Consider the following 24,203-nt stretch of genomic DNA (forward strand, 5'->3'; position numbering starts at 1 on the left):
AATGATCCAGGCTGCCCGCTCGCCGGGCATGGCCCGGCGCTACCGGTACCTGCTCCGGCAGGCGCCAACTGCGGTTGGCACATGCACCCGTAACGGAACGAATCTTGCACGCACTCCGGCATCCCCTGCTGCAGTGCCTGTGATGTCCGAGAACGAATCCGCCGGCGAAAAAACCGAACAACCGACAGAAAAACGCCTGCGCGACGCCCGCGAACAGGGCAACCTGCCGCGCTCGCGTGAACTGGGCACGGCCGCCGTGTTCGGCGCCGGGGTGATCGCGGTGATGGCCATGAGCGGCTCGATGGCCAGCGGCGCCAGCGCCTGGATGCGCCATGCGCTCAGCCCCGAACAGAGCCTGCGCCAGCACCCGAAGGCGCTGTTCGGCCACTTCGGCGACCTGCTGCTGCAGCTGATGTGGGTGATCGCCCCGCTGGTGCTGGTCTGCCTGCTGGCCAGTTTCCTGGCGCCGGTGGTGATGGGCGGCCTGCGCTGGTCGGCCAAGGCGATGATGCCCGACATCAACCGCATGAACCCGATGAGCGGGCTCAAGCGCCTGTACGGCCCCGAAGCCATCGCCGAGTTCATCAAGTCGCTGCTGCGGGTGGCCTTCGTCGGCGTCGCGGCCGGCATGGTGGTCTGGACCAGCTTCAACACCCTGCGCGGGCTGATCCACCAGCCGCTGGAAACGGCCATCGGCGACGGACTGGGCTTCACCCTGCGGCTGCTGCTGGCCACCGCCGGGGCGATGCTGGTGCTGGCCGCCATCGACGCGCCGTACCAGCGCTGGAACTGGATGCGCAAGCTGAAGATGACCCGCGAGGAGCTGCGCCGGGAGATGAAGGAAAGCGAAGGCAGCCCGGAAGTGAAGGGCCGCATCCGCCAGCTGCAGCAGCAGATGGCCAACCGCCGGATGATGGAGGCGGTCCCCACTGCCGACGTGGTGGTGGTCAACCCCACCCACTACGCGGTGGCCCTGAAGTACGAAGGCGGGGCCATGAATGCCCCCACCGTGGTCGCCCTGGGCGTGGATGAAACCGCCCTGCGCATCCGTGAAGTGGCCGACGGCAACAAGGTCGCCATCGTCTCTGCCCCGCCTTTGGCACGCGCCTTGTATCGGGAAGGCCAACTCGGCAAGGAAATCCCCGTGAGACTGTATTCAGCCGTCGCCCAGGTCCTCTCTTACGTCTACCAGCTGCGCAGCTGGCGGACCGGCCCGATGCCGTCCACGCCGCACATCCAGGTTGATGAGTTCGGCAACGGGGGCCGTCCATGAGCGCCCAGGCATCCAGCTTCAATACCCGCCGCGCGCTTGAAATGATCCGACAGGGCCTTGGCGCGCCGCTGATCGTGCTGGCCCTGCTGGCCATGGTCGTGGTGCCGCTGGCCGCGCCGGTGCTCGACGCACTGTTCACCTTCAACATCGCCATCTCGCTGATGGTGCTGCTGGCGGTGGTCTACGTGAAGCGCCCGCTGGACTTCACCATCTTCCCGATCGTGCTGCTGATCACCACCATGCTGCGGCTGGCGCTGAACGTGGCCTCCACCCGCGTGATCCTGCTCAACGGCCAGAACGGCCACGAAGCGGCCGGCAAGGTGATCGCCGCATTCGGTGAGTTCGTGATCGGCGGCAACTACGCCGTCGGCATCGTGGTGTTCGCGATCCTGACCATCATCAATTTCGTGGTCATCACCAAAGGCGCCGGCCGCGTCTCGGAAGTGACCGCGCGCTTCATCCTTGACGCCATGCCCGGCAAGCAGATGGCGATCGACGCCGACCTCAACGCCGGTTTGCTGACGCGCGAGGAAGCCAAGCTGCGCCGCGAGGAAGTACGCGAGGAAGCCGACTTCTACGGTGCGATGGACGGTGCCAGCAAGTTCATCCGCGGCGACGCGATCGCCGGCATCCTGATCCTGTTCATCAACATGCTGGGCGGCCTGGCCGTGGGCGTGCTGCAGCATGGCATGCCGTTCGGCGATGCCGCCGCCACCTATACCCTGCTGTCGATCGGTGACGGCCTGGTGGCGCAGCTGCCGGCGCTGCTGGTCTCCAGCGCGGTGGCGATGCTGGTTACCCGTGCCTCGCGCTCGCAGGACATGGCGCAGGCGATGACCGGCCAGGTGTTTGGCCAGTACCGTGCGCTGGCCATCACCGCCGGCATCCTCGGCGTGGTCGGCCTGGTGCCGGGCATGCCCAACGTCGCTTTCCTGACGCTGGCGGCCATCCTCGGCTTCATCGCCTGGAAGGTGTACCGCAAGGGCCTGGTGCCGGCGCAGGCCGACACCGCTGCAGGCGACGCCAACGCACTGAACGCACTGGGCCGCCCCGCGGCCCCCGCACCCACCGCGGAACTGAGCTGGGACGAGCTGCGCCCGGTCGATCCGCTGGGCCTGGAAGTGGGCTATCGATTGATTTCGCTGGTGGACAGCAACCAGGGCGGCGAGCTGATGCCGCGCATCAAGGGCGTGCGCCGCAAGCTGACCCAGGACGTCGGCTTCCTGATTCCCTCGGTCCACATCCGCGACAACCTGGAACTGCCGGCCAACGGCTACCGGGTACTGGTGCATGGCGTGCCGGTGGCCACTGCCGAGATCCATCCCGACCGCGAACTGGCGCTGGACCCGGGCAGTGCCCTCGGTCCGCTGGAAGGCATCGCCGGCAAGGACCCTGCCTTCGGACTGGACGCGACCTGGATCCAGCCACACCAGCGCGCCCAGGCCGAAACCCTGGGCTATACCGTGGTCGACCCGGCCACGGTGGTGGCCACCCACCTTTCGCACCTGATCCGCGAGCACGCACCGGAACTGCTCGGCCACGAGGAAGTGCAGCACCTGCTGGCCAACCTGGCCAAGAGCGCGCCCAAGCTCGTCGAAGATCTGACGCCGAAGGCGCTGCCGCTGTCGGCGGTGGTGCGCGTGCTGCAGAACCTGCTGGTCGAGCGCATTCCGATCCGCCAGCTGCGCAAGATCGCCGAAGCACTGGTCGAACACGCCCCGCACAGCCAGGACCCGGCCACGCTGACCGCCGCCGTGCGCACCGCACTGGGCCGCTTCATCGTGCAGGAGATCGCCGGAATGTCGGCGGAGCTGCCGGTGTTCACCCTCAACCCGCAATTGGAACGTGTCTTGCAGGAGTCCACGCAGGGCAACGGCGCCGCGCTGGAACCCGGACTCGCTGAGCGACTGCACCAGAGCCTGGCCGAATGTGTCAGCAAGCAGGAAGCCCGCAACGAGCCCGCGGTGGTGCTGGTACCTGGCCCGGTGCGAGCCGCGCTGGCCCGCCTGGTCCGCCACAGCGTTCCGTCGCTGTCGGTCCTGGCGTACAGCGAGGTGCCGGAGGACAAGCGCCTGAAGCTGGTCGGAACGATCAGCTGACGCCGCCCTGCAACGCGCCAGAAAACAGACACCACTTTCAAACACCCGCAACAGACAGATTCCAAGGGGAACCCGAACCGTGCAGACCACCGACCATCCGCGTTCTCCGACCGCCACTCCGCCGACTTCGTCCCGTGACCACAGCATGAAAATCAAACGATTCGTCGCCGCCGACATGCGCTCGGCCATGAACCTGGTGCGCAAGGAACATGGTCCTGATGCCGTGATCCTGTCCAACCGCCGGATCGAGGAAGGCATCGAGATCGTGGCCGCCGCCAACTACGATGAGAGCGCCGTGCAGCGCGCCCTGGAAGCGTCGCGCCGCGACGTGGCACCGCCGCCCGCGCCGAAGCCGCGCAGCGCCGCCGACGCAGTGATCGCCGCGGTCACCCGCCGTCGCAGCGGCACCCCGGCACCGGAGCCGGTGGCCGCCACCACCTCGGCCGTCGCCGCCCTCGCCCGCGCCGCCGTCGGCGCTACCGGCCGCACCCTGGACAGCGCCGACGAGATCGTGCCGACACGTGGCAGCACCGGCTTCGCCGCCACCCTGGCGCGCGCCGCCGTCAATGAATCGACGCTGCCGGAACAGATCTTCGCCCCGTTCGCCGACGCCATCGTGGCGCCCTCACCCTCGCCTGCGGCAGCCGCGCCGGTGAACCGCGCCCGCTTCCAGATCGACCCGCCGCTGGAAGACAGCGCGCAGATGCCGGCAGTGACGCCGCCGCCGTTGCCGGTTGCCCTCCAGGCCACCACGGCACCCGAAGACCAAGCCTCACACGCGCAGGTTGCCGTGCAGCCGACCGAGGCTGCACCGGCACCGATGCCGGCGCTGGCGCCAGCACCCGCGCTGACCCTGGTCGCCGATGACGCCGAGATCCGCCACCTGCGCCAGGAAGTGGCCGGCATGCGCCAGGTGATCGAGCGCGAGATGAACCGCTTCACCGACGAGCGCCTGCGCGGCAGTCCGGTGCGCGCTACGGCACTGGACCTGATGGACGAGTACGGCTTCGATGCCGGCATCGCCCGCGACGTGGCCATGCAGATCCCGCTGGAAACCGAAGCGCATCGCGGCCGCGGCCTGATGCTGGGGCTGATCTCGCGCAAGCTGCCGATCGCCCCGGTCGATCCGATGGAGGAAGGCGGCGTGATCGCCCTGGTCGGCCCGACCGGCGCCGGCAAGACCACCACCATCGCCAAGCTGGCCTCGCGCTTCGCCGAAGCCCATGCCGCCCGCGACGTCGCCCTGGTCACCACCGATACGATGCGCATCGGCGCCCGCGAACAGCTGTACGGCTACGGCCGCCAGCTCGGCATCGCCGTGCACGAGGCCAACAGCGGCACCGACCTGGACCAGCTGCTGGAACGCCTGAAGGACTACAAGCTGGTGCTGATCGACACCGCCGGCCTGGGCCCGCGCGACCGTGCGCTGGCCGCCCAGCTGCAGTGGCTGCGCGCCGCCCGCCAGGTCCGCACCCTGCTGGTACTGCCGGCCAACACCAGCTTCGGCGACATGGACGAGGTGGTCCGCCGCTTCGGCGCGGCCAACCTGCAGGGCCTGGTGCTGAGCAAGCTGGACGAGACCGGCCGCTTCGGCAACGCCCTGTCGGTGGCGGTGGACCACAAGCTGCCGATCACCTGGGTGACCGATGGCCAGGACGTCCCGGACGACCTGCACCGGGCCAGTGCGGCCAATCTTGTACTTCGCCTTGAAGATTTGCGCCGCGCGGCCGATATGCCCTGCAACCCGGAGTTGAACCATGCCGTCGCGTGAGTACGCCAAGCTGACCACCACCTTCCCGCTGACGGCGACCCGCAGCGAGCCGCTCGGCCCTGTGCGCACGATTGCCGTGACCGGCGGCAAGGGCGGCGTCGGCAAGACCAACGTATCGGCCAACCTGGCCGTGGCGCTTGCGGGAATGGGCAAACGCACCCTGTTGCTGGACGCCGACTTGGGCCTGGCCAACATCGACGTGATCCTGGGCCTGAGCCCCACCAACACCCTGGCCGACCTGGTCGCTGGCCGCTGCAGCCTGGATGACGTGATCATCGAAGGCCCGAACGGCGTGCTGGTGGTACCGGCTGCGTCGGGCCGCCGGCACATGGCCGAGCTGGCCCCGGCCGAGCATGTGGGCCTGGTCAACGTGTTCTCCGAACTGGAGCGCGAGCTGGACATCATGGTGGTGGACACCGCCGCCGGCATCACCGATGGCGTGCTGACCTTCTGCCAGGCCGCGCAGGACACCGTGGTGGTGGTCTGTGATGAACCGGCCTCGATCACCGACGCCTATGCGCTGATCAAGGTGCTGTCGCGCGAACGTGGCGTGGACCGCATCCAGGTGGTGGCCAACATGGTGCGCGACCCCAACGAAGGCCGCGTGCTGTACGAGAAGCTGACCCGCGTCTGCGAGAAATTCCTCGCCGACGTCTCGCTGAACTACCTGGGCTGCGTGCCGCAGGACGACTGGCTGCGCCTGTCGGTGCAGCGCCAGCAGCCGGTGGTGAAGGCCTATCCGTCCAGCCCGTCGGCACTGGCGATCACTGAGATCGCCCGCCGCACCGCCCGCTGGCAGGCACCGACCGAGCCGCGCGGTGGCGTCGAGTTCTTCCTCGAACGCATCATCAAGCAGCGTGGGGTGGCCGCATGAAAGGCGCCGCCCAGTACAGAGAGGTCCAGCGCACGGCGGCCAACGAGGTCATCGCCCAGCACTCGGACCTGGTGCGGCGCATCGCCCACCATCTGGCCGCACGCCTGCCGGCCAGCGTTGAGGTGGACGACCTGATCCAGGCCGGCATGATGGGCCTGATCGAAGCCTCGCGCAGCTACGACGCCGACCAGGGTGCCTCGTTCGAGACCTACGCTTCGATCCGCATCCGCGGTTCGATGATCGATGAGATCCGTCGTGGCGACTGGGTACCGCGTTCGGTGCACCGCCGTGCACGTGACGCTGCGGCCACCATCCGCCGCCTGGAGCAGAGCACCGGCCGCGCCGCCAGTGCCACCGAGGTGGCCGCCGCGATGGAGATGCCGCTGCCCGAGTACCTGCGCCTGATGGAGGACGCCTCGCGCGGCCAGGTACTGAGCCTGGAGTCGCGCATTGAAGACCAGGGCGAGCTGGACACCGTCGCCCAGGGCGGCCCGACCCCGCAGCAGGTACTGGAACGTGGCGAGTTCGGCCGCGAGCTGGGCAATGCCATCGGCCACCTGCCCGAGCGCGAACAGCTGGTGCTGTCGCTCTACTACGAGCAGGAACTGAACCTGAAAGAGATCGGCGCAGTGCTCGGCGTGAGCGAGTCGCGGGTCTGCCAGATCCACGGCCAGGCGGTCCTGCGCCTGCGTGGCCGACTGAAGATTTTCGAGGCGGCCGACGCCGGCCTCGAGAGCTGATCAACAAAGGAACTCTGCTTTGAACAAGAACATGCGCATCCTGATCGTCGACGATTTCTCGACCATGCGTCGTATCGTCAAGAACCTGCTGGGCGATCTGGGCTTCACCAATACCGCCGAAGCCGAGGACGGGCATGCCGCGCTGTCGCTGCTGCAGAGCCAGCCGTTCGACTTCGTGGTCACCGACTGGAACATGCCGGTGATGACCGGCATCGAACTGCTCAAGGCCATCCGTGCCGATGCCAAGCTGAAGACCCTGCCGGTGCTGATGGTGACTGCCGAAGCCAAGCGCGAGCAGATCATCGAAGCGGCGCAGAACGGCGTGAACGGTTACATCATCAAGCCGTTCACCGCACAGACGCTGGAAGAGAAGCTCGGCAAGATCTTCGAACGCCTGGCGGCCAGCGCTTGATGGATACCACGGTCGACAAGAGCGCCCTCGCCCTGCGCCTGCAGGAAGCCCTGGATGCACTGGAATCCGGCGACGAGGCGGCATGGCGCCAGCGCATCGACGGCCTGGTCGCGCTGCGCACCCAGCCGATGATGAGCGGCCTTTCGCGGCTGGCCCGCGAGCTGGGCCAGGCGCTGGGCGAACTGCCGACCGTGCCCGATGAAGCCGGCGAGCTGGACGATGCCTGCGCGCGCCTGGACCACGTGGTGGCGATGACCGAACAGGCCACCCACCGCACCCTGGACCTGGCCGAAGAGTGCCGCAGCCTGACCGAACAGCTGCGCGCCGACGGCCTGCAGCCGGGCCAGGACGTGCAGCTCGACCGCATCCGCCACAACCTCACCGAGATCGCCCTGACCCAGAGCTACCAGGACCTGACCGGGCAGATCATCCGTCGCGTGGTGGGCATCGTCCGCCGCGTGCACGAAGGCTTCGGCGCGCTCGGTCTGCCGCCGGAACAGCATCGCACCGATCCGGAACTGGCTGGGCCGGCACTGAAGGGACTGGACCGCCATGCGGTCTCGCAGAACGACGCCGACGACCTGTTGTCGGATCTGGGGCTGTAACCATGGGCGCAGTAGCCGACGACATCACTGCCGATTTCATCATCGAGGCCCAGGAGATCCTGGATCGCCTCGGCGAACAGCTGGTGTCGCTGGAACAGGCACCGCAGGACAATGAACAGCTCAACGCGGTGTTCCGTGGCTACCACACGCTGAAGGGCGGCGCAGGTTTCCTCGGCATCACCGCAATGGTCGAGCTGTGCCACGCCGCCGAGGAAGCGCTGGGCGCCGCACGCGCCGGCCAGGCCGTCCTGCAGGCGCATCACTTCGATGCCGCCCAGCAGTCACTGGACTACCTGCAGTCGATGCTTGACGCGGTGTCTTCGGGCACCGAGCCGGGCTTTGCCCCGCCCGAACTGGTCGCCCAGTTCGACGTGCATGGCGGCGGCGCTGCCGCGCCTGCGGCCGCGACGCCGGGTGCGGGCGGTGGCGACCTGATCACCGACGATGAATTCGAGGCCCTGCTCGACCAGCTGCATGGCGGCAAGGCGCCGACAACCGTGGCGGCGGCGAAGAAGGCCGACGACATGATCAGCGAGGACGAGTTCGAGGCATTGCTCGACCAGCTGCATGGCGGCGCCGCCCCGGGCAGCAACACCACCGCAGCGGCTGTTGCGGTACCGGCACCGCGACCGGCGCCCTCGCCGGCCCCGCCCGCTGCCAAGCCCGCACCCAACAAGCCTGTCGCCGAAGCCGAACACACCGTGCGCGTGGACACCAAGCGCCTGGATGCCATCGTCAACCTGATCGGCGAACTGGTGCTGTCACGAAACCGGTTGAAGACGCTGCGCGCGCGCCTGCGCGATGAAGAGCTGGACCGCGCCGTGTCCACGCTGGATATCGCCACCGCGCGCCTGCAGTCGGCGGTGATGCGCACCCGTATGCAGCCGGTCGGCAAGGTGTTCTCGCGCTTCCCGAAGGTGGCGCGCGACGTCGCGCGTTCGCTGAAGAAGGAAGTGGACCTGGAACTGATCGGCGCCGAAACCGAGCTCGACCGCAACCTGGTCGAAGCGCTGGCCGACCCGCTGGTGCACCTGGTCCGCAACGCCATCGACCATGGCGTGGAAATGCCTGACCTGCGCGAAGCGCAGGGCAAGCCGCGGATGGGCCACGTGCGCCTGTCGGCACAGCAGGAAGGCGACTACGTCAGCATCGAAGTGCAGGACGATGGCGCCGGCATCGATCCGGAAAAACTGCGCGCCAAGGCGCGTGAGAAGGGCCTGATCGATCCGGAAGCCGCCGCCCGCCTGAGCAGCGAGGAATGCCTGCACCTGGTGTTCCTGCCAGGGTTCTCGACCAAGCAGCAGGTCACCGACATTTCCGGCCGCGGCGTCGGCATGGACGTGGTGCAGTCGCGCATCCGCGAGCTGAGCGGGCAGATCCAGATCCAGTCGGAACTGGGCCGCGGCAGCCGTTTCATGATCCGCGTACCGCTGACCCTGGCGATCCTGCCGACCCTGCTGGTGCAGGCCGGCGAAGACGTCTACGCACTGCCGCTGGCCCGTGTGATGGAAGTGCTGCATGCGCCGCGCACCTCGTTGGGCTGGTTCGACGGCCGCGCCGTGCTCGACCGCCGCTCGCACACGCTGGCGCTGGTCGACCTGCGGCAATGGCTGGATGTGACGCCGGCCACCTCGCCCCTGCTGACCATCGTCGTGCTGCAGGCCGGTGAAGCACGCTTCGGGCTGGTGGTGGACCAGGTGCGCGGGCGTGAGGAAGTGGTCATCAAGCCACTACCCAAGGCCCTGCGCGGCCTGCGTGGTTATGCCGGTGCAACTCTGATCGGCGATGGTCGCATGGCGCTGATCCTGGACGTGGACGGGCTGCGCTGAAGCCCGCCGGGCATGGCCCGGCGCTACCGGAAACGGCCCCGCAGGGTAGCGCCGGGCCATGCCCGGCGACCCGAAAACTGTGACTACCGTCTGTACACGACCTACCGGTGTCTCAAGTCCCATTCATACAAGCCGATACCGGACCCATGGATAGACTCAGCCTCATTGGACTTTTCCTCGCCCTGGCCTCGCTGGTCGGTGGCAGCATCCTCAAGGGCGCCGGCCTGGCGTCGTTGTGGTCGCCTGCGGCGTTCGTGATCGTCATCGTCGGCACCATCGCCGCCATCCTGCTGCACACCTCGCCAGCGGTGTTCAAGCACGCCTTCAAGATCGTGCGCTGGGTCGTGCGGCCGCCGCACAGCGACCGTCGTGAACTGATCCAGCAGATCGTGGAGTGGAGCAACATCGCCCGCCGCCAGGGCCTGCTCGGCCTGGAATCGCAGGTGGAAGCGCAGCAGGACCCGTTCCTGCGCAAGGGCCTGCAGCTGCTGGTGGACGGCGTTGAACCCGAATCGATCCGGCACATGCTGGAGATCGAACTGGGCAGCCAGGAGCACCAGGACCAGGCCGCCGCCAAGGTGTTTGAAAGCATGGGCATCTATGCGCCCACGCTGGGCATCATCGGCGCCGTGCTCGGCCTGATCGCGGTAATGAAGAACCTCGCCGACCCGAGCAAGCTCGGCCACGGCATCGCCGCCGCGTTCACCGCCACCATCTACGGCATCGCCTCGGCCAACCTGCTGTTCCTGCCCATCGCCGCCAAGCTGAAGGGCGTGATCGCCCATTCCAGCCGCGACCGCGAAATGGTCATCGAAGGCCTGATCTCGATTGCCCAGGGCGAGAACCCGCGCAACATCGAAACCAACCTCTCCGGCTTCCTGCACTGACATGGCCCGCCGCAAGCACCACGAAGAGCACGCCAATCACGAGGCATGGGCCATCCCCTATGCCGACCTGATGACGCTGCTGCTCGCCTTCTTCGTGGTCATGTACGCGATCTCCTCGGTCAACGAGGGCAAGTACCGGATCATGGCCGACGCCCTCACCGATGCCTTCGGCGGCGCGCCGCGCACCATCAATCCGGTGCAGGTGGGCAACAAGCAGGTGCAGGGCGGCGGCTGGGACAGCCCGTCGGTGATCAAGTCCGGCACCAAGATCGGGCCGTCCGCTCCCGCGCCCTCGCACGACCCCACCCTGCTGCCGGCGATGGCCTCGCAGATGCGCATGCCGGTGTCGGTGCACAACCAGGAACAGATCGCGCGTGCCGAGCGCCAGCTCAACAGCATCGCCGACCGCCTGACCGCCGCGCTGGCGCCACTGATCGACCGCGGCATGATCAGCGTGCGCCGCACCGAGCTGTGGATCGAAGTGGAGATCAACAGCGACATCCTGTTCCCGACCGGCTCGGCGGCGCTGGACGTGCATGCGCGCGACACCCTGGCCAGCCTGGCCGGCGTGCTGCGCGACGTGCCCAACAGCGTGCGCGTGGAAGGCCACACCGACAACGTGCCGATTGCCACTGCCACCTTCCCGTCCAACTGGGAACTGTCGGCCGGGCGCGCGGCCAGCGTGGTGCATCTGTTTGCCGACCAGGGGCTGCAGCCATCGCGGCTGGCGATGGTCGGCTACGGCCAGTTCCGCCCCCGCGAAGACAACGACAGCGCACAGGGCCGCAATCGCAACCGGCGGGTGATGGTCATCATCCTGGCCGACACCAGTCATTCGGTGGACCCGCTCGGCGAACGCCTGAATGCCGCCACCGGCACTGCCCGCGGCGCCAGCGAACAGGCCGCCGCAGCACCGGCCACCACCCCCACTTCCCCCATCGCACCGGTGCAGTTGCCACCGGTGCCGGCTGGCAGCCGTGTCGGCGCCGCCGTTCCCCCGGCAATGAAGGAGTAATCCGATGCGCATCTGGGCAGTCGCCAACCAGAAGGGCGGAGTCGGCAAGACCACCACCACCCTCGCCCTCGGTCGCGGCCTGGCCGCGCTCGGCCACCGCGTGCTGCTGATCGATCTCGATCCACATGCCTCGCTGACCCGCGCCTTCGGCGTGCCGATCGAGCCGGCACCGGCCGGCGTGCTGGAACTGTTCGCCGCACCGCCGGCCGACCTGTCCGCGCTCAGCCATGCCAGCAACATCGGCGGACTCGATTACGTGTGCGCGCAGGCCTCGCTGGCCACGCTGGAACGACGCAGCGCCAACCAGCCCGGCCTCGGCCTGGCCCTGCAGAACGCGCTTGCCCGCCACCAGGGCCAGCACGACTACATCCTGCTGGACTGCGCACCGACCCTGGGCCTGCTGATGATCAACGCACTGGCCGCGGCCGATCGGCTGATCATTCCCACCCAGGCCGAGCCGTTGGCCCTGCACGGCCTGGATGGCATGGTCCGCACCGGCGAGATGGTCGAGCGTTCGCGCCGCCGCCCGCTGCCGATCTCGATCCTGCCAACGCTGTTCGACCGCCGCACCCGCACCGGCAATGAATCGCTGCGCGCCATGCAGGACCGCCACGCGAGCCGCGTCTGGGAAGACGCGATTCCGATCGACACTCGCATCAGCAACGCGGCCGGCCTGACCCTGCCGAGCATCGGCGAGGACTACCCGGGACGCGGCCTGGCGGCCTATCGACGCGCGTTGAACTGGATCCTCGGTGAGGACGCACGTGCCCTGGAGCAGGCGGCATGAACACCACTGGCATGCTGGACGACTATCTGGACGAACTGCTCGGCGACATTGCCGTCGCACCGGTCGCCACTGATGCCGCGCCACGCCCGACGAGCGCAGCGGCCGACGGCGAGCGCGAGCCGACCTGGGATGATCTGCCGGCCGAAGTGGTCTACGAAACCGACGCCGTCGCAGTGGCTCCGGCCAACGACGATGCTTCGCTCGAAGCCGCCTTCGACGCGGCTGCCTTGCCTGCAGCCGATACCGGGCGCGAGCCGACCTGGGACGATCTGCCGGCCGAAGTGATCTACGAAACCGACACCGTCGCAACCGCTCCGGCCAATGATGATGCGGCGCTGGAAGCCGCCTTCGACGCCGTTGCCACGCCTGCGGCCGATACCGGGCGCGAGCCGACCTGGGACGATCTGCCGGCGGAAGTGATCTACGAAACCGACGCCGTCGCAGCCGCTCCGGCCAACGATGATGCGGCGCTGGAAGCCGCCTTCGACGCTGCTGCCGCACCTGCCGCCGACGCTGACCGCGAGCCCACCTGGGACGACCTGCCGGCCGAGGTCGTCCATGAAACCGCGCCCGTGGCCACTGCCGCTGTCGCACCGCCCGCGCCGGAACCCACCTGGGATGACCTGCCGGACGAAGTGATCTACGAAACCGACGCCGCCGACAGCCTGGCGCACACCGACAGCCCCGGATTGCAGGCCGCCTTCGAAGCCGCCGCCGACGGCGAGGTGGTTGCTGCCATCGCTGCGCCGGCCGTTGCCAAGGCCGCCGCGCGCCCCGCACCAGCACCGATGCCATCGATGACCCGCGCCGCTGTCGCACCGCCGCCGCAGTTCGCGGTGGACACCCCCTCCAGCAACCGCCCCGGTTCCTGGCAGGAGCTGCAGGCCCAGGCGCATCAGCCCGCCAGCAGCCCGCATCCGCAGAACCGCCGCGCCGGCGAACGCACGTCGCGTTGGCTGCGCCTGCGCTGTGGCACCCAGGCCTACGCGCTGGAACTGCTGAAGGTGCAGGAAGTGGTGCTGCCGGTGCCGTTGCTGCCATTGCGCGGCACTGCCCCGGAAATGCTCGGCATCATGAACCTGCGTGGCCAGGTGGTGCCGGTGATGGATCTCGGCCTGCACCTGGGTGCGGCCTCCGCCGAGGATGACGCGCAGACCCGCATTGTCGTGCTTGAAGAGAACGGCGAGACCCTGGGCCTGCGTGTGTCGGCCGTGGAGGACGTCGCCAACCTGACCGACTCGCAGATCGAGCCACCCGATACCGCCCGCATCTGCCAGATCTCCAATGAACTGTTCCGCGGCGTGGCCCGCATCAGCCAGCGGCCGATGATCCTGCTCGACGCCACGCAGCTGCTGGGGTGAATCCGTGCTCTGAATCGGCGCGCAGCGCCGATACCCCTAAAGAACCGCCCCACGGTGCCGTTATGAATGCTGGAACCGTTTGTCCGGAGCAACGATGAGCACTGTCGAACTGGGTGAGGATCTCGGCATCGAGAGCAGCACCGAGCTCAAGAACCGCCTTTCGCCCTTGGTGGCGGAAGCAGGCGAGCTGACCCTGGATGCAAGCCAGGTCGGCCGCATCCACACCGCCAGCATGCAGGTGCTGTGCGCCTTCGTGCAGGCCCGCCGCGAGGCAGGCCTGGGCACCGGCTTCCACGGTTGCACTGCAACCTTCCGTGACGCTGCACGCCTTTTGGGCGTCACCCAGGCCCTGGGCCTGGACGTACCCCATGACAACCTGAAATCTGTGGAGAACGCTGCATGAGCGCACGTATCTTGGTGGTGGACGATTCGGCGTCGATGCGCCAGATGGTTTCCTTCGCCCTCACCTCGGCCGGTTTTGCCGTCGAAGAAGCTGAAGACGGCGCGGTCGCGCTCGGACGTGCCAAGGGCCAGCGCTTCAATGCGGTGGTCACCGACGTCAACATGCCGAACATGGACGGCATCGCGCTGATCCGCGAACTGCGCCAGCTGCCGGACTACAAGTTCACGCCGATGCTGATGCTGACCACCGAGTCGGCAGCGGACAAGAAGTCCGAAGGCAAGGCCGCCGGTGCCACCGGCTGGCTGGTGAAGCCGTTCAATCCCGAACAGCTGGTCGCCACCGTGCAGAAAGTGCTGGGCTGATCGCCCCGCACTGCTCCCCCTCTTCGCTTCCGGATCGCCACTGCCATGAGCATGGACCTGCAACGCTTCCACGCCACCTTCTTCGAGGAGAGCCGCGAAGGCCTCGACGCCATGGAGGCTGGCCTGCTGGCCCTGGAATCGGGACAACAGGACCCGGAGATCATCAACTCGGTGTTCCGTGCCGCCCACTCCATCAAGGGTGGCGCAGGCACGTTCGGTTTCGATGCCATCGCCGGGCTGACCCATGTGCTGGAAACGCTGCTCGATGAGCTGCGGGCCGGCAAGCGCGCACTGGAAGGCAACGCCGTCGATGCGATGCTGTCGTCGGTGGACGTACTGCGCGCCCTGTTGCGCGAGGCCGAGCACGGCCAGCCCGCCGATCCTGCAGCGGTTGCTGCGGTGAAGGCGCGCCTGGAAGCGGTGCTGTCCGGCCAGGCACCCGCCGCCGCTGCACCCGCTGCCGCCAGCAAGGTGGACGACACGCCGGAAGCCTGGCAGATCGGCTTCACCCCGGCGCCGTCACTGTTCATGAGTGGCAACGACCCGTTGCGCATCATCCGCGAACTGGAACACCTGGGTTCGCTGCAGGTGGCCGCGCGCATGGATCGCCTGCCCGGCTTCGCCCAGCTCGACCCGCTTGAAGCCCACCTGGCGTGGGACCTGGGCCTGGTCGGCAAGGTGCCGCGCAGCAAGATCGAAGACACCTTCGCCTGGGTGCTGGACGACTGCGAACTGGACATCCGTCCGGCCGCACCGCCAAGCCTGGCCACCCAGGCACCGGCTGCCGCGCCGGTCGCTGCGCCTGCGCCCGCCGCTGCCGCACCGACGGCCAGCACCGGGGCCAGCCAGGAAGCAGAAACCTCCATCCGTGTCAGCGTCGACAAGGTCGATGCACTGATCAACCTGGTCGGCGAACTGGTCATCACCCAGGCCATGCTCAAGCAGGTCTCGCACGCGCTGGACCCGGTGCATGCCGAGAGCCTGTTCGCCGGCCTGGACCTGCTTGAACGCAATACCCGTGACCTGCAGGAGGCTGTGATCGGCGTGCGCATGCTGCCGGTCGACGCAGTGTTCCGCCGCTTCCCGCGCCTGGTCCGCGACCTGTCCGGCCGCCTGGGCAAGCACGTGCGCCTGCGCACCATCGGCGAAGGCACCGAGCTGGACAAGGGCCTGATCGAGAAGATCGCCGATCCGCTGGTGCATCTGGTCCGCAATTCCATCGACCACGGCCTGGAAATGCCGGACGTGCGTCGCGATGCCGGCAAGGACGAGACCGGCACGATCACCCTGGCGGCCTCGCACCAGGGCGGTCATATCGTCATCGAAGTCAGCGACGACGGCCGCGGCCTGAACCGCGAGAAGATCCTGGCCAAGGCGCAGGAACGCGGCCTGGCCGTACCGGACAACCCCACCGACTCGCAGGTCTGGGACCTGATCTTCCAGCCCGGCTTCTCCACCGCCGATGCGGTCACCGACCTGTCCGGTCGTGGCGTGGGCATGGACGTGGTCCGCCGCAACATCCAGGCGCTCGGTGGCGAGGTGCAGATTGAAAGCGGCCTCGGCACCGGCACCCGTACGCTGATCCGGCTGCCGTTGACCTTGGCCATCCTCGACGGCATGACCGTGGCGGTGGCCGGCGAAACCCTGATCCTGCCGCTGGCCTACGTGCTTGAAGCACTGCAGCCGCAGCCTGACGACATCCGCAGCATGGCCGGCGAAGGCCGCGTGCTGCGCGTGCGTGGCGAATACCTGCCGATCCTGTCGCTGAGCGAGTACTACGGCTATGGCCAGCGTGCACCCGGCAGTGAATCGCTGGTGGTGGTGGTTGAAGGCGATGGCCAGAAGATCGCGCTGGAAGTGGACGAACTGGTCGGCCAGCAGCAGGTCGTGGTGAAGAACATCGAGAACAACTACCGCCGCATCGGCGGGGTCTCCGGTGCCACCATCCTCGGCGATGGCCGCGTCGCCCTGATCGTCGACATCGGCGGCCTGGTGCGTTCGCTGCGGGTGCCGCAGGCCGCCTGAGCTGCGCTACACGTTGTACCTGACCGCCGCCCTCCGGGGCGGCGGTTTTCGTTTGCGCGCGAGCGCAGGCAGCAATCGTACCCACGCGCAACGCGGCGGCGCCCGCAACTGTGACCTCCGTCGTCCTGCGTCGTGAACCTGATCGGGCGCATGGTTTCGCCTGAAACCACGCCGCCACGGCGAAAGCCCCGCCACTGTTTGCTTTCCGTTGGTTTCCCCTACGCCAGCGAATGTGACATCGGTCCATAAAGTACGGCGCAGCTGCGCCGCTATCTCGGGTTGACGGCAGTCACCGATCCTTCACCCGGCACCACCGTTCCCTCCTGCAACGACCTTTTGCCCGCGGCGCCGCCGCCGGTATTCTGCCCACCTTGGAGCACCCTGCATGAAGTGGTTCCACGATCTGCCCATCGCCCGCAAGCTGGCTGTGGGATTCACCCTGACCACCCTGATGACCGTCGTGCTGGGTGCGTTCGCCCTGGTCCGCCTGTCCGAAGCCAACGCCAAGCTGACCTCGATGGCGACCAACGACATTCCATCGGTGCAGTACCTCGGTGAAGTGCGCTCGCAGCTGGGTGAGTTCCGCACCTATGAACTGGCCCAGATCAGCATGCTGGACCAGCCGGAGAAAGTGGCCGACTACAACAAGCGCATGAACGACACCGCTGCAGTGGTGCGCGAGCAGCTGGCGGCCTATGCCAAGCTGCCGTCCGGCGACAAGGAGCGCACGCTGTACCAGGCCGTGCAGGCTGACGTCGATGGCTACTTCGCCGCCAATACCAAGCTGCGCGAAGCGGCCACCGCCGGTGATGGCGAAGCGGCCCGGCAGATTTCCGATGAGCAGTCGCGCCCCCTGCGCCGCAAAGCCTTCGAGGACCTGAAGGCGCTGGGTGCGCTGCTGGGAACCCAGATGCAGGGCAAGATCGACGACGCCAACGCGACCCACCGCAACAGCATGCTGGCCATCATCGCCGCCATCGTGCTGCTGGTCGTGGTCGCCGCCACCCTGGCCGTGATCATCTCGCGCGCCGTGGTCGGCCCGCTGGGCAAGGCAGTGCATGCCATCCAGGCCGTCGCCCGCGGCGATCTCAGTGTCACTACCCAGGCCACCGGCAAGGATGAGGCGGGTCGCATGTTGGCGGCCACCGCGGAGATGACCGCGATGCTGCGTCGCTTCTCCGAGCAGACCCAGCTGATGGCACAGATGCATGCCGGCCCCGATATCAGCCACCGCATTCCGGAAGACTTCCCGGGCGTCTATGGCCAGCTCGCCGGCGGCATCAACACGGTCATCTTCGAACACCTCGATGCGATCCGTGATGCCATCGATGTGCTCAACCAGTACGCCACCGGCAACCTCGCCCCCGATGCGCGCCGGTTGCCGGGCAGCCGCGCGATCCTGCACGAATCGATGGATGCGGCCAAGGCCAGCCTGCTGGCCATCAACACGCAGATCCAGCAGCTGGCATCGGCCGCTGCCGCCGGCGACTTCAGCCAGCGCGGCGATGCGCAGCGCTTCGATCACGATTTCCGCGTGATGATCGAGCAGCTCAACAGCATGATGGAGGTCGCCGACGGCAATCTTGGCCAGCTGTCGCAGCTGCTGCAGTCCATCGCCGCAGGTGACCTGACCGCACGCATGGACGGCCAGTTCCACGGCGTGTTCGCCCGCATGCGTGACGATGCCAACACCACCGTCGCCCAGTTGACCCAGATCGTCAGCCAGATCCAGGCCAGCACCTCGAGCATCACCCTGGCCTCGGGCGAAATCGCCTCCGGCAACAGCGACCTGTCGCGCCGTACCGAACAGCAGGCGGCCAACCTGGAAGAAACCGCCGCCTCGATGGAGGAACTGACCTCTACCGTGCGCCAGAACGCCGAACACGCGCGCCAGGCCAACCAGCTCGCCATCGGCGCGCACGGCGTGGCCTCGCAGGGCGGTGAAGTGGTCGGCCAGGTGGTCACCACCATGTCGGCCATCGAAGCCTCCTCGAAGAAGATCGCCGAGATCATCTCGGTCATCGATGGCATCGCCTTCCAGACCAACATCCTGGCGCTGAATGCCGCAGTGGAAGCGGCCCGTGCCGGCGAACAGGGCCGTGGCTTCGCCGTGGTCGCCAGCGAGGTGCGTACCCTCGCCCAGCGCTCGGCCGCCGCCGCCAAGGAGATCAAGGGGCTGATCGACGAATCGGTCGGCAAGGTCGCCGAGGGTTCCAGCCTGGTCCACCAGGCCGGCAGCACCATGGGCGAGATCGTCGCGTCGGTGCAGCGCGTGACCGACATCATGGCCGAGATCTCCGCCGCCTCGCAGGAGCAGTCCGCCGGCATCGAGCAGGTCAACCAGACCGTGGTGCAGATGGACGAAACCACCCAGCAGAACGCCGCGCTGGTGGAAGAAGCCACCGCCGCAGCGCGGGCGATGGAAGACCAGGCCGCACAGCTGGGCGAGGCCGTCGCACGCTTCCGCCTGGCCGCACCGAGCGCGGGCAATGCGATACCGCGCGCAGCCATGGCCGTGGCCAGCAGTGCTCCGCGCAAGGCGGCGCCCGCATCCATCGCCGCACCGGCGCGCGTGCGCAAACCCGTTGCGCAGCCGGCCCTGGCCGGTGACGGCGACTGGCAGGAGTTCTGATCGCAGCATCGGGGTGGCCGCGCGCCACCCCGTCAGCGGAAAGGCAGCGCCGGGCCATGCCCGGCCCGGGCACCACGCTTGCCCGACCGCCGCGGGCATGGCACAACGGAGCAAACGAGTGCGTTCGGTGCTACATAAATCCGCAACGCAGCCGATACCTCTTTCGAGCCACGCGCCCACACGCGTCGGCGCCCGCCCCTGACCACAGATTCCATGTCCGACGGCCACGACACTGCACTGCCCGAAGTCCATGCGGCCGATGCCGCGGATGATCGCTTTCTGGTCCGCAACCCCCGCCAGGTGCGGCAGCTGCTGCGTTCACTGATCGACCAGCGATCACTGATCAACGCCCATATCGACGGCCGCGATCGATCCTTCCCCACCGCCCTGCTTGAACTGGACGACGACGAGGATTTCCTGCTGCTCGATGGCAGCCCGCAGGAGGCCTCCAACCGCGCCGCCGAACAGGCCGACCACCTGCTCTGCTTCGCCCAGCTGGAACGAGTGATGGTGCGTTTCCGCCTGCACGAACTGCAACGCGTGGACAACGAAGGCCACGTCGCCTTCCGGGCACCGTTCCCCGAGGAGCTGGTGCATCTGCAGCGACGCGAACTGTACCGGCTGGAGACCCCCATCACCGATTCACCGCACCTGCTGCTGCCGCCGGGCGAGGCCCAGGCCGAAGCGCTGTCGATGCGGGTGGTGGACATCAGTGGCGGCGGCCTGGCGGTGACCGTGCCCGTCGATTGCGCGATCTTCGGCCTGCAACAGCGCTACCGCGCGCAGCTGTCGATGCCCGATGGCCCAGACCTGCAGATCGAACTGGTGGTCTGCAACCTGCTGCCGCAACGCCTGCCCAACGGCACCGAGGTCAAGCGCGTCGGCATGCGCTTCGACGACCTGCCGCGCGGTGGCGACAGCGCCATCCAGCGCTACATCTTCCGCATCGACCGCCAGCGCAAGGCACGCCGCAACGGCGAGCTCTGACACCCCCACGGCGGGTGGTGCCGGCCGCTGGCCGGCAACCTCGAAACCGCGTGGATACCGGTGCCAGTAGATCCACGCCATGCGTGGATGCAGGAACCAGTAGATCCACGCCATGCGTGGATGCAGGATTGCCGGCCAGCGGCCGGCACTACCAGATGCCTAAAGTCCCCCACCCAGGGGCCGATATCGAGCCTGACACCGGCACTTCCGGCAGAACCAGGACCCCTCGATGAACGACAAGAACAGCTCCGCCGCCGGCGCCGATGGCGAATTCCTCAGCTTCACCCTCGGTGCCGAGCACTACGGCGTGGACATCCTCAAGGTGCAGGAAATCCGCGGCTACGACGCCGTCACCCGCGTCCCCGATGCCCCGGACTACATCAAGGGCGTGATCAACCTGCGCGGCACCATCGTGCCGGTGATCGACCTGCGCCTGAAGCTGCGCCTGGAAGACGCCCGCTACGACGCCTTCACCGTGATGATCGTGCTCAACGTGGACGACCGCGTGGTCGGCATCGTGGTCGACAGCGTCTCCGACGTGATCCCGCTGTCGGCCGAGCAGATCCGCCCGACCCCGGAATTCGGCGCCGCCGTCGACACCCGCTTCATCTCCGGCATCGGCACCCACGACGACCGCATGCTGATCCTGCTGGATATCGAAACCCTGCTGGACAGCGCCGACATGGGTCAGACCAACGTCGTCGAAGACGCTGTCGCCTGAGCAAACGGACCTTTTTCACGTTTCTGTTACGCAGCCCTTCAGTTCCCCTCATCCACGCCGATAGGGGGACAGAAGCCGGTCGCGCAGGAACGCGCCAAGGCCGGATCCACCATCACCATCCCCGGAGAATCACCCCGATGAAGTCCCTGCTTGCGTTCGTTTCGGCTGCCGTCCTGGCCACCACCGCTTCCTCCGCCTTCGCGCAGTCGGCCGAGATGATTCCGCCGGAGATGGCACCGCGCGCCGTCGGCAAGGACGGCATGGTCTGCGGCAAGGTCGAAAAAGCCCGCTTCGCAGAAGGTTCCGAAGGCCAGCCGACCTTCCTGTACATGGGCGGCGCCTTCCCGCGCCACACCTTCTCGGCACGCATCGCCGGCGAGAACCGCGGCAAGTTCTCCTTCCCGCTGGAAACCCTGGAAGGCAAGACCGTGTGCGTGATCGGCAAGATCCAGCGCGACGCCTCGCGCGCGGAAATCGAAGTCAGCTCGCCGTCCAGCCTGAAGCTGGCCAACATCAAGTAATCCGCTGTCCGTCAGACCGCGCCGGCCAGCGTGCCGGCGTGGCTGTTGCAACCGGGCCCCGCGCCCGGCCGCGTCTGCCTTAGGAGATCGCAACGCCCATGCCGTGGATCAACAACCTGAAACTGATGCCGAAGCTCATGCTGACCTTCGGTGTCCTCTTGCTGGTGATGCTGCTGCAGGGCATCGTCGCCTACCGTGGCCTGCATTCGCTGAACAACGTGACCACCGAACTGGCTGGTTCACGCATGGAGAGCATCCGCATGGCCGGCGAGATGCGCGGCATGCTCGGCGAGTACCGCAACAGCGCCTACCAGCAGCTGATCCGCGCCAGCGACGACGTCAAGGCCGACGCCCGCAAGCAGGCCGTCGAACTGCGCACCAGCATGGACAAGTCGATCAAGGACTATCCGAAGCTGGTCGACAACGCACAGCAGAAGAAGCTGTTCGACACCTTCGCCAAGGACTGGAAGGACGCGCTGGCCTCCTATGACAGCGTCACCGAAATGCTGGAGCTGGACCTGCCCGACGATGCGATCGACACCTTCGTCGGCGAGACCCGCACCAAACACCGCAAGGCCGGTGCCGCGCTTGAAGCGCTGATCGCCGAAGACAACCGCCTCGCCCGCGTCTCGCGCGACGAAGCCGCCTCCACCTACTCCGCCTCGGCCGTGCTGATCGTCATCGCCCTGCTCGGCGGCGCCGCGCTGGGCCTGGTGCTGGTGTGGCTGTTCGCCCGTGCCCTGGTCGGCAGCGTGCGTGGCGCCGTCTCGGTGGCCAACGACGTCGCCGGTGGCAAGCTCGATGGTCACATCGATGTCAGCCGCCAGGACGAAGTGGGCGAACTGATGCAGGCCATGCAGCGCATGCAGCGCGACCTGCGCGAGCGCACCGAAACCGACCAGGCCATCGCCCGCGAGAACCTGCGCATCCGCACCGCGCTGGATTACAGCTCGACCGGCGTCTACCTCACCGACCCCAACAACACCATCGTCTACAGCAACCGCGCCCTGCAGCAGACCCTGGCCCAGTACCAGGACGAGCTGCGCCGCGACCTGCCCGACTTCGACGTCCACGCCTCGCTGGTCGGCAAGCCGGTCACCGTGCTTGAACACCGCGGCGAGATGGACAACACCCTGCTGGCCAACCTCAAGCAGCATGGCGTTGCCCGCCGCCCGATGCAGTACGGCGATGCCCAGTTCGCCCAGGTCGTGTCGACCATCCGCAACGAAGACGGCGACACCGTCGGCTACGTGGTGGAATGGCGCGACCGCACCCAGGAAGCGCAGGTCGAGGCGGAAGTGGCACGGGTCATCGCCCAGGCTGCTGCCGGCGACCTGTCCGGCCGCATCGATGCCAACGACAAGGAAGGCTTCTTCCTGCAGCTGGCCCAGCAGATCAACGGCCTGCTGGACGCCAACTCGGGCAGCATCGAACAGATTTCCGGCCTGCTCGCCGCACTGTCGCAGGGTGACCTGACCGTGCGCATGCATGGCGACTACCAGGGCGTGTTCGCCCGCATGCGCGACGATGCCAATGCCACCGCCGCGCAGCTGAGCGAGATCGTCACCCGCATCAAGCAGTCCAGCCGTGCGATCAGCTCGGCCGCCGGTGAAATCGCCTCCGGCAACAGCGACCTGTCGCGCCGCACCGAACAGCAGGCCGCGAACCTGGAAGAAACCGCCGCCTCGATGGAGGAACTGACCTCCACCGTGCGCCAGAACGCCGAGCACGCGCGCCAGGCCAACCAGCTCGCCATCGGCGCGCACGGTGTGGCGTCGCAGGGCGGCGAAGTGGTCGGCCAGGTGGTCACCACCATGTCGGCCATCCAGGCCTCGTCGAAGAAGATCGCGGAAATCATCTCGGTCATCGACGGCATTGCCTTCCAGACCAACATCCTGGCGCTGAACGCCGCGGTGGAAGCGGCCCGTGCCGGCGAACAGGGCCGTGGCTTCGCCGTGGTCGCCAGCGAGGTGCGTACCCTCGCCCAGCGCTCGGCCGCCGCCGCCAAGGAGATCAAGGGCCTGATCGACGACTCGGTCGGCAAGGTCAACGACGGCTCGGCGCTGGTGCACAAGGCCGGCGCCACCATGGGCGAAATTGTTGCCTCGGTGCAACGCGTGACCGACATCATGTCCGAGATCTCTGCTGCCTCGCAGGAGCAGAGCGCCGGCATCGAGCAGGTCAATCAGACCGTGGTGCAGATGGACGAAACCACCCAGCAGAACGCCGCGCTGGTGGAAGAAGCCACCGCCGCCGCACGTGCGATGGAAGAACAGGCGGGCCACCTGAGCGAGGCAGTCTCGATCTTCGTGGTCGACGAAGCCGAAGCCGTGGTCGCCACGCGCGCACCGGCACCGCGCGCGTCTGCACCGGCAGCCCCGGCTCCGGCAGCGGCCGTACCGCCGGCCCGCCGCAGCACCGGCGGCCGATCCATGGCCACCGAACTGGCTGATGGAGACTGGCAGGAATTCTGATTCCCGCCTGACCTGAGGCACGAAAACGCCCCGGCCCTGCGCTGGGGCGTTTTCTTTTGCGGCCTCGCCAGGTGTTGTCCAGCCAACGGCGCAGTGCTTCCGGGGTCAGATCCGTTTTCCTGCGGAAAACGGATCTGACCCCTCTTTCCAATTGGAAACTCAACGCACTTGCCGTCCGACACCGGGATGCCAGATGAGTCGTGCGGGGATGGGCTGGCGGGACCGTTGGCGCCATGGATGGCGCCATCGAGCCCCCATGGATGGGTTTACGGCGTGTCCCGCCAGCCCATCCCCACACGGCTCGCCCTCAACATTGCAGGGCCGACCATCCGCAGTTGCTGTTGCTCTCGCTCCAAAAGCCTGCCGCAGGCAGCGCCGCAGCCGCCGCTGCGAACAAACCTGAATACGTTCGAACAGCCCACCTC

At 67.6% G+C, this 24,203-nt stretch carries 20 protein-coding genes; all 20 read left to right on the plus strand.

What is annotated here, in order from left to right:
- Positions 1 to 142: 142 nt before the first annotated feature.
- The 20 genes from flhB (at position 143) to ABIA73_RS02660 (ending at position 23,778) form a co-directional block, all read left to right on the plus strand.
- Positions 143 to 1,273: a flagellar biosynthesis protein FlhB gene (gene flhB / locus ABIA73_RS02565; RefSeq protein ID WP_033831035.1), complete on the plus strand. Its 1,131-nt coding sequence runs from the start codon at positions 143 to 145 to the stop codon at positions 1,271 to 1,273.
- Positions 1,270 to 3,372, plus strand: a complete 2,103-nt coding sequence (gene flhA / locus ABIA73_RS02570; RefSeq protein ID WP_032974843.1) for a flagellar biosynthesis protein FlhA — start codon at positions 1,270 to 1,272, stop codon at positions 3,370 to 3,372. Before flhB ends, flhA begins: the two co-directional genes overlap by 4 nt.
- A gap of 145 nt (positions 3,373 to 3,517) precedes the next feature.
- Positions 3,518 to 5,143: a flagellar biosynthesis GTPase FlhF gene (gene flhF / locus ABIA73_RS02575; protein WP_354275388.1), complete on the plus strand. Its 1,626-nt coding sequence runs from the start codon at positions 3,518 to 3,520 to the stop codon at positions 5,141 to 5,143.
- Positions 5,130 to 6,017 (plus strand): MinD/ParA family ATP-binding protein, encoded by an 888-nt coding sequence (locus ABIA73_RS02580; RefSeq protein WP_025878980.1) that lies wholly within the window; start codon positions 5,130 to 5,132, stop codon positions 6,015 to 6,017. The genes flhF and ABIA73_RS02580 overlap by 14 nt, the downstream gene beginning before the upstream one ends.
- The gene (locus ABIA73_RS02585; RefSeq protein ID WP_025878979.1) at positions 6,014 to 6,757 is read left to right on the plus strand and encodes an RNA polymerase sigma factor FliA; all 744 of its coding nucleotides are present in this window, start codon (positions 6,014 to 6,016) and stop codon (positions 6,755 to 6,757) included. The genes ABIA73_RS02580 and ABIA73_RS02585 overlap by 4 nt, the downstream gene beginning before the upstream one ends.
- 19 nt (positions 6,758 to 6,776) lie before the next feature.
- A complete protein-coding gene (gene cheY, locus ABIA73_RS02590) occupies positions 6,777 to 7,169 on the plus strand; it encodes a chemotaxis response regulator CheY (protein WP_005413247.1) in 393 nt (130 codons plus the stop codon).
- Positions 7,169 to 7,774, plus strand: coding sequence for a protein phosphatase CheZ (locus tag ABIA73_RS02595; RefSeq protein ID WP_025878978.1), 606 nt, complete (start codon positions 7,169 to 7,171; stop codon positions 7,772 to 7,774). The genes cheY and ABIA73_RS02595 overlap by 1 nt, the downstream gene beginning before the upstream one ends.
- Positions 7,775 to 7,776: 2 nt before the next feature.
- Positions 7,777 to 9,603 (plus strand): chemotaxis protein CheA, encoded by a 1,827-nt coding sequence (locus tag ABIA73_RS02600; protein ID WP_354275389.1) that lies wholly within the window; start codon positions 7,777 to 7,779, stop codon positions 9,601 to 9,603.
- A gap of 146 nt (positions 9,604 to 9,749) precedes the next feature.
- Positions 9,750 to 10,490 carry a flagellar motor protein gene (locus ABIA73_RS02605; protein WP_025878976.1) on the plus strand — a complete coding sequence of 247 codons (741 nt, stop codon included), beginning with the start codon at positions 9,750 to 9,752 and terminating at the stop codon, positions 10,488 to 10,490.
- 1 nt (position 10,491) lies between these two features.
- A complete protein-coding gene (gene motD / locus ABIA73_RS02610; RefSeq protein ID WP_059064122.1) occupies positions 10,492 to 11,505 on the plus strand; it encodes a flagellar motor protein MotD in 1,014 nt (337 codons plus the stop codon).
- A gap of 4 nt (positions 11,506 to 11,509) precedes the next feature.
- Positions 11,510 to 12,292 (plus strand): ParA family protein, encoded by a 783-nt coding sequence (locus ABIA73_RS02615; protein WP_059064121.1) that lies wholly within the window; start codon positions 11,510 to 11,512, stop codon positions 12,290 to 12,292.
- Positions 12,289 to 13,653 (plus strand): chemotaxis protein CheW, encoded by a 1,365-nt coding sequence (locus tag ABIA73_RS02620; protein WP_354275390.1) that lies wholly within the window; start codon positions 12,289 to 12,291, stop codon positions 13,651 to 13,653. Before ABIA73_RS02615 ends, ABIA73_RS02620 begins: the two co-directional genes overlap by 4 nt.
- A gap of 94 nt (positions 13,654 to 13,747) precedes the next feature.
- Positions 13,748 to 14,056 carry an STAS domain-containing protein gene (locus ABIA73_RS02625; protein WP_032975458.1) on the plus strand — a complete coding sequence of 103 codons (309 nt, stop codon included), beginning with the start codon at positions 13,748 to 13,750 and terminating at the stop codon, positions 14,054 to 14,056.
- The gene (locus ABIA73_RS02630) at positions 14,053 to 14,418 is read left to right on the plus strand and encodes a response regulator (RefSeq protein ID WP_025878971.1); all 366 of its coding nucleotides are present in this window, start codon (positions 14,053 to 14,055) and stop codon (positions 14,416 to 14,418) included. The genes ABIA73_RS02625 and ABIA73_RS02630 overlap by 4 nt, the downstream gene beginning before the upstream one ends.
- 45 nt (positions 14,419 to 14,463) lie before the next feature.
- A complete protein-coding gene (locus tag ABIA73_RS02635; protein WP_025878970.1) occupies positions 14,464 to 16,443 on the plus strand; it encodes a chemotaxis protein CheA in 1,980 nt (659 codons plus the stop codon).
- 385 nt (positions 16,444 to 16,828) lie between these two features.
- Positions 16,829 to 19,075: a methyl-accepting chemotaxis protein gene (locus tag ABIA73_RS02640; protein ID WP_025878969.1), complete on the plus strand. Its 2,247-nt coding sequence runs from the start codon at positions 16,829 to 16,831 to the stop codon at positions 19,073 to 19,075.
- A gap of 213 nt (positions 19,076 to 19,288) precedes the next feature.
- Entirely contained in the window at positions 19,289 to 20,062 is a 774-nt protein-coding gene (locus ABIA73_RS02645; RefSeq protein ID WP_099842420.1) for a flagellar brake protein, read from the plus strand.
- 229 nt (positions 20,063 to 20,291) lie between these two features.
- Complete coding sequence (locus ABIA73_RS02650; RefSeq protein WP_354275391.1) at positions 20,292 to 20,783, plus strand: chemotaxis protein CheW; 492 nt, start codon at positions 20,292 to 20,294, stop codon at positions 20,781 to 20,783.
- Positions 20,784 to 20,920: 137 nt separating this feature from the next.
- Complete coding sequence (locus ABIA73_RS02655; protein ID WP_025878966.1) at positions 20,921 to 21,304, plus strand: hypothetical protein; 384 nt, start codon at positions 20,921 to 20,923, stop codon at positions 21,302 to 21,304.
- A 98-nt stretch (positions 21,305 to 21,402) separates the two neighbouring features.
- Positions 21,403 to 23,778, plus strand: coding sequence for a methyl-accepting chemotaxis protein (locus tag ABIA73_RS02660; RefSeq protein WP_354275392.1), 2,376 nt, complete (start codon positions 21,403 to 21,405; stop codon positions 23,776 to 23,778).
- Positions 23,779 to 24,203 lie beyond the last annotated feature (425 nt).

This window comes from Stenotrophomonas sp. 2694 (genome assembly GCF_040548715.1).
Lineage (GTDB): Bacteria > Pseudomonadota > Gammaproteobacteria > Xanthomonadales > Xanthomonadaceae > Stenotrophomonas > Stenotrophomonas indicatrix.

What these genes read in the sequence shown, in the direction of transcription:
- flhB (WP_033831035.1), top strand. Translation starts at nt 143, where the DNA reads ATGTCCGAGAACGAATCCGCCGGCGAAAAAACCGAACAACCGACAGAA.
- flhA (WP_032974843.1), top strand. Translation starts at nt 1,270, where the DNA reads ATGAGCGCCCAGGCATCCAGCTTCAATACCCGCCGCGCGCTTGAAATG.
- flhF (WP_354275388.1), top strand. Translation starts at nt 3,518, where the DNA reads ATGAAAATCAAACGATTCGTCGCCGCCGACATGCGCTCGGCCATGAAC.
- ABIA73_RS02580 (WP_025878980.1), top strand. Translation starts at nt 5,130, where the DNA reads ATGCCGTCGCGTGAGTACGCCAAGCTGACCACCACCTTCCCGCTGACG.
- ABIA73_RS02585 (WP_025878979.1), top strand. Translation starts at nt 6,014, where the DNA reads ATGAAAGGCGCCGCCCAGTACAGAGAGGTCCAGCGCACGGCGGCCAAC.
- ABIA73_RS02595 (WP_025878978.1), top strand. Translation starts at nt 7,169, where the DNA reads ATGGATACCACGGTCGACAAGAGCGCCCTCGCCCTGCGCCTGCAGGAA.
- ABIA73_RS02600 (WP_354275389.1), top strand. Translation starts at nt 7,777, where the DNA reads ATGGGCGCAGTAGCCGACGACATCACTGCCGATTTCATCATCGAGGCC.
- ABIA73_RS02605 (WP_025878976.1), top strand. Translation starts at nt 9,750, where the DNA reads ATGGATAGACTCAGCCTCATTGGACTTTTCCTCGCCCTGGCCTCGCTG.
- motD (WP_059064122.1), top strand. Translation starts at nt 10,492, where the DNA reads ATGGCCCGCCGCAAGCACCACGAAGAGCACGCCAATCACGAGGCATGG.
- ABIA73_RS02615 (WP_059064121.1), top strand. Translation starts at nt 11,510, where the DNA reads ATGCGCATCTGGGCAGTCGCCAACCAGAAGGGCGGAGTCGGCAAGACC.
- ABIA73_RS02620 (WP_354275390.1), top strand. Translation starts at nt 12,289, where the DNA reads ATGAACACCACTGGCATGCTGGACGACTATCTGGACGAACTGCTCGGC.
- ABIA73_RS02625 (WP_032975458.1), top strand. Translation starts at nt 13,748, where the DNA reads ATGAGCACTGTCGAACTGGGTGAGGATCTCGGCATCGAGAGCAGCACC.
- ABIA73_RS02630 (WP_025878971.1), top strand. Translation starts at nt 14,053, where the DNA reads ATGAGCGCACGTATCTTGGTGGTGGACGATTCGGCGTCGATGCGCCAG.
- ABIA73_RS02635 (WP_025878970.1), top strand. Translation starts at nt 14,464, where the DNA reads ATGAGCATGGACCTGCAACGCTTCCACGCCACCTTCTTCGAGGAGAGC.
- ABIA73_RS02640 (WP_025878969.1), top strand. Translation starts at nt 16,829, where the DNA reads ATGAAGTGGTTCCACGATCTGCCCATCGCCCGCAAGCTGGCTGTGGGA.
- ABIA73_RS02645 (WP_099842420.1), top strand. Translation starts at nt 19,289, where the DNA reads ATGTCCGACGGCCACGACACTGCACTGCCCGAAGTCCATGCGGCCGAT.
- ABIA73_RS02650 (WP_354275391.1), top strand. Translation starts at nt 20,292, where the DNA reads ATGAACGACAAGAACAGCTCCGCCGCCGGCGCCGATGGCGAATTCCTC.
- ABIA73_RS02655 (WP_025878966.1), top strand. Translation starts at nt 20,921, where the DNA reads ATGAAGTCCCTGCTTGCGTTCGTTTCGGCTGCCGTCCTGGCCACCACC.
- ABIA73_RS02660 (WP_354275392.1), top strand. Translation starts at nt 21,403, where the DNA reads ATGCCGTGGATCAACAACCTGAAACTGATGCCGAAGCTCATGCTGACC.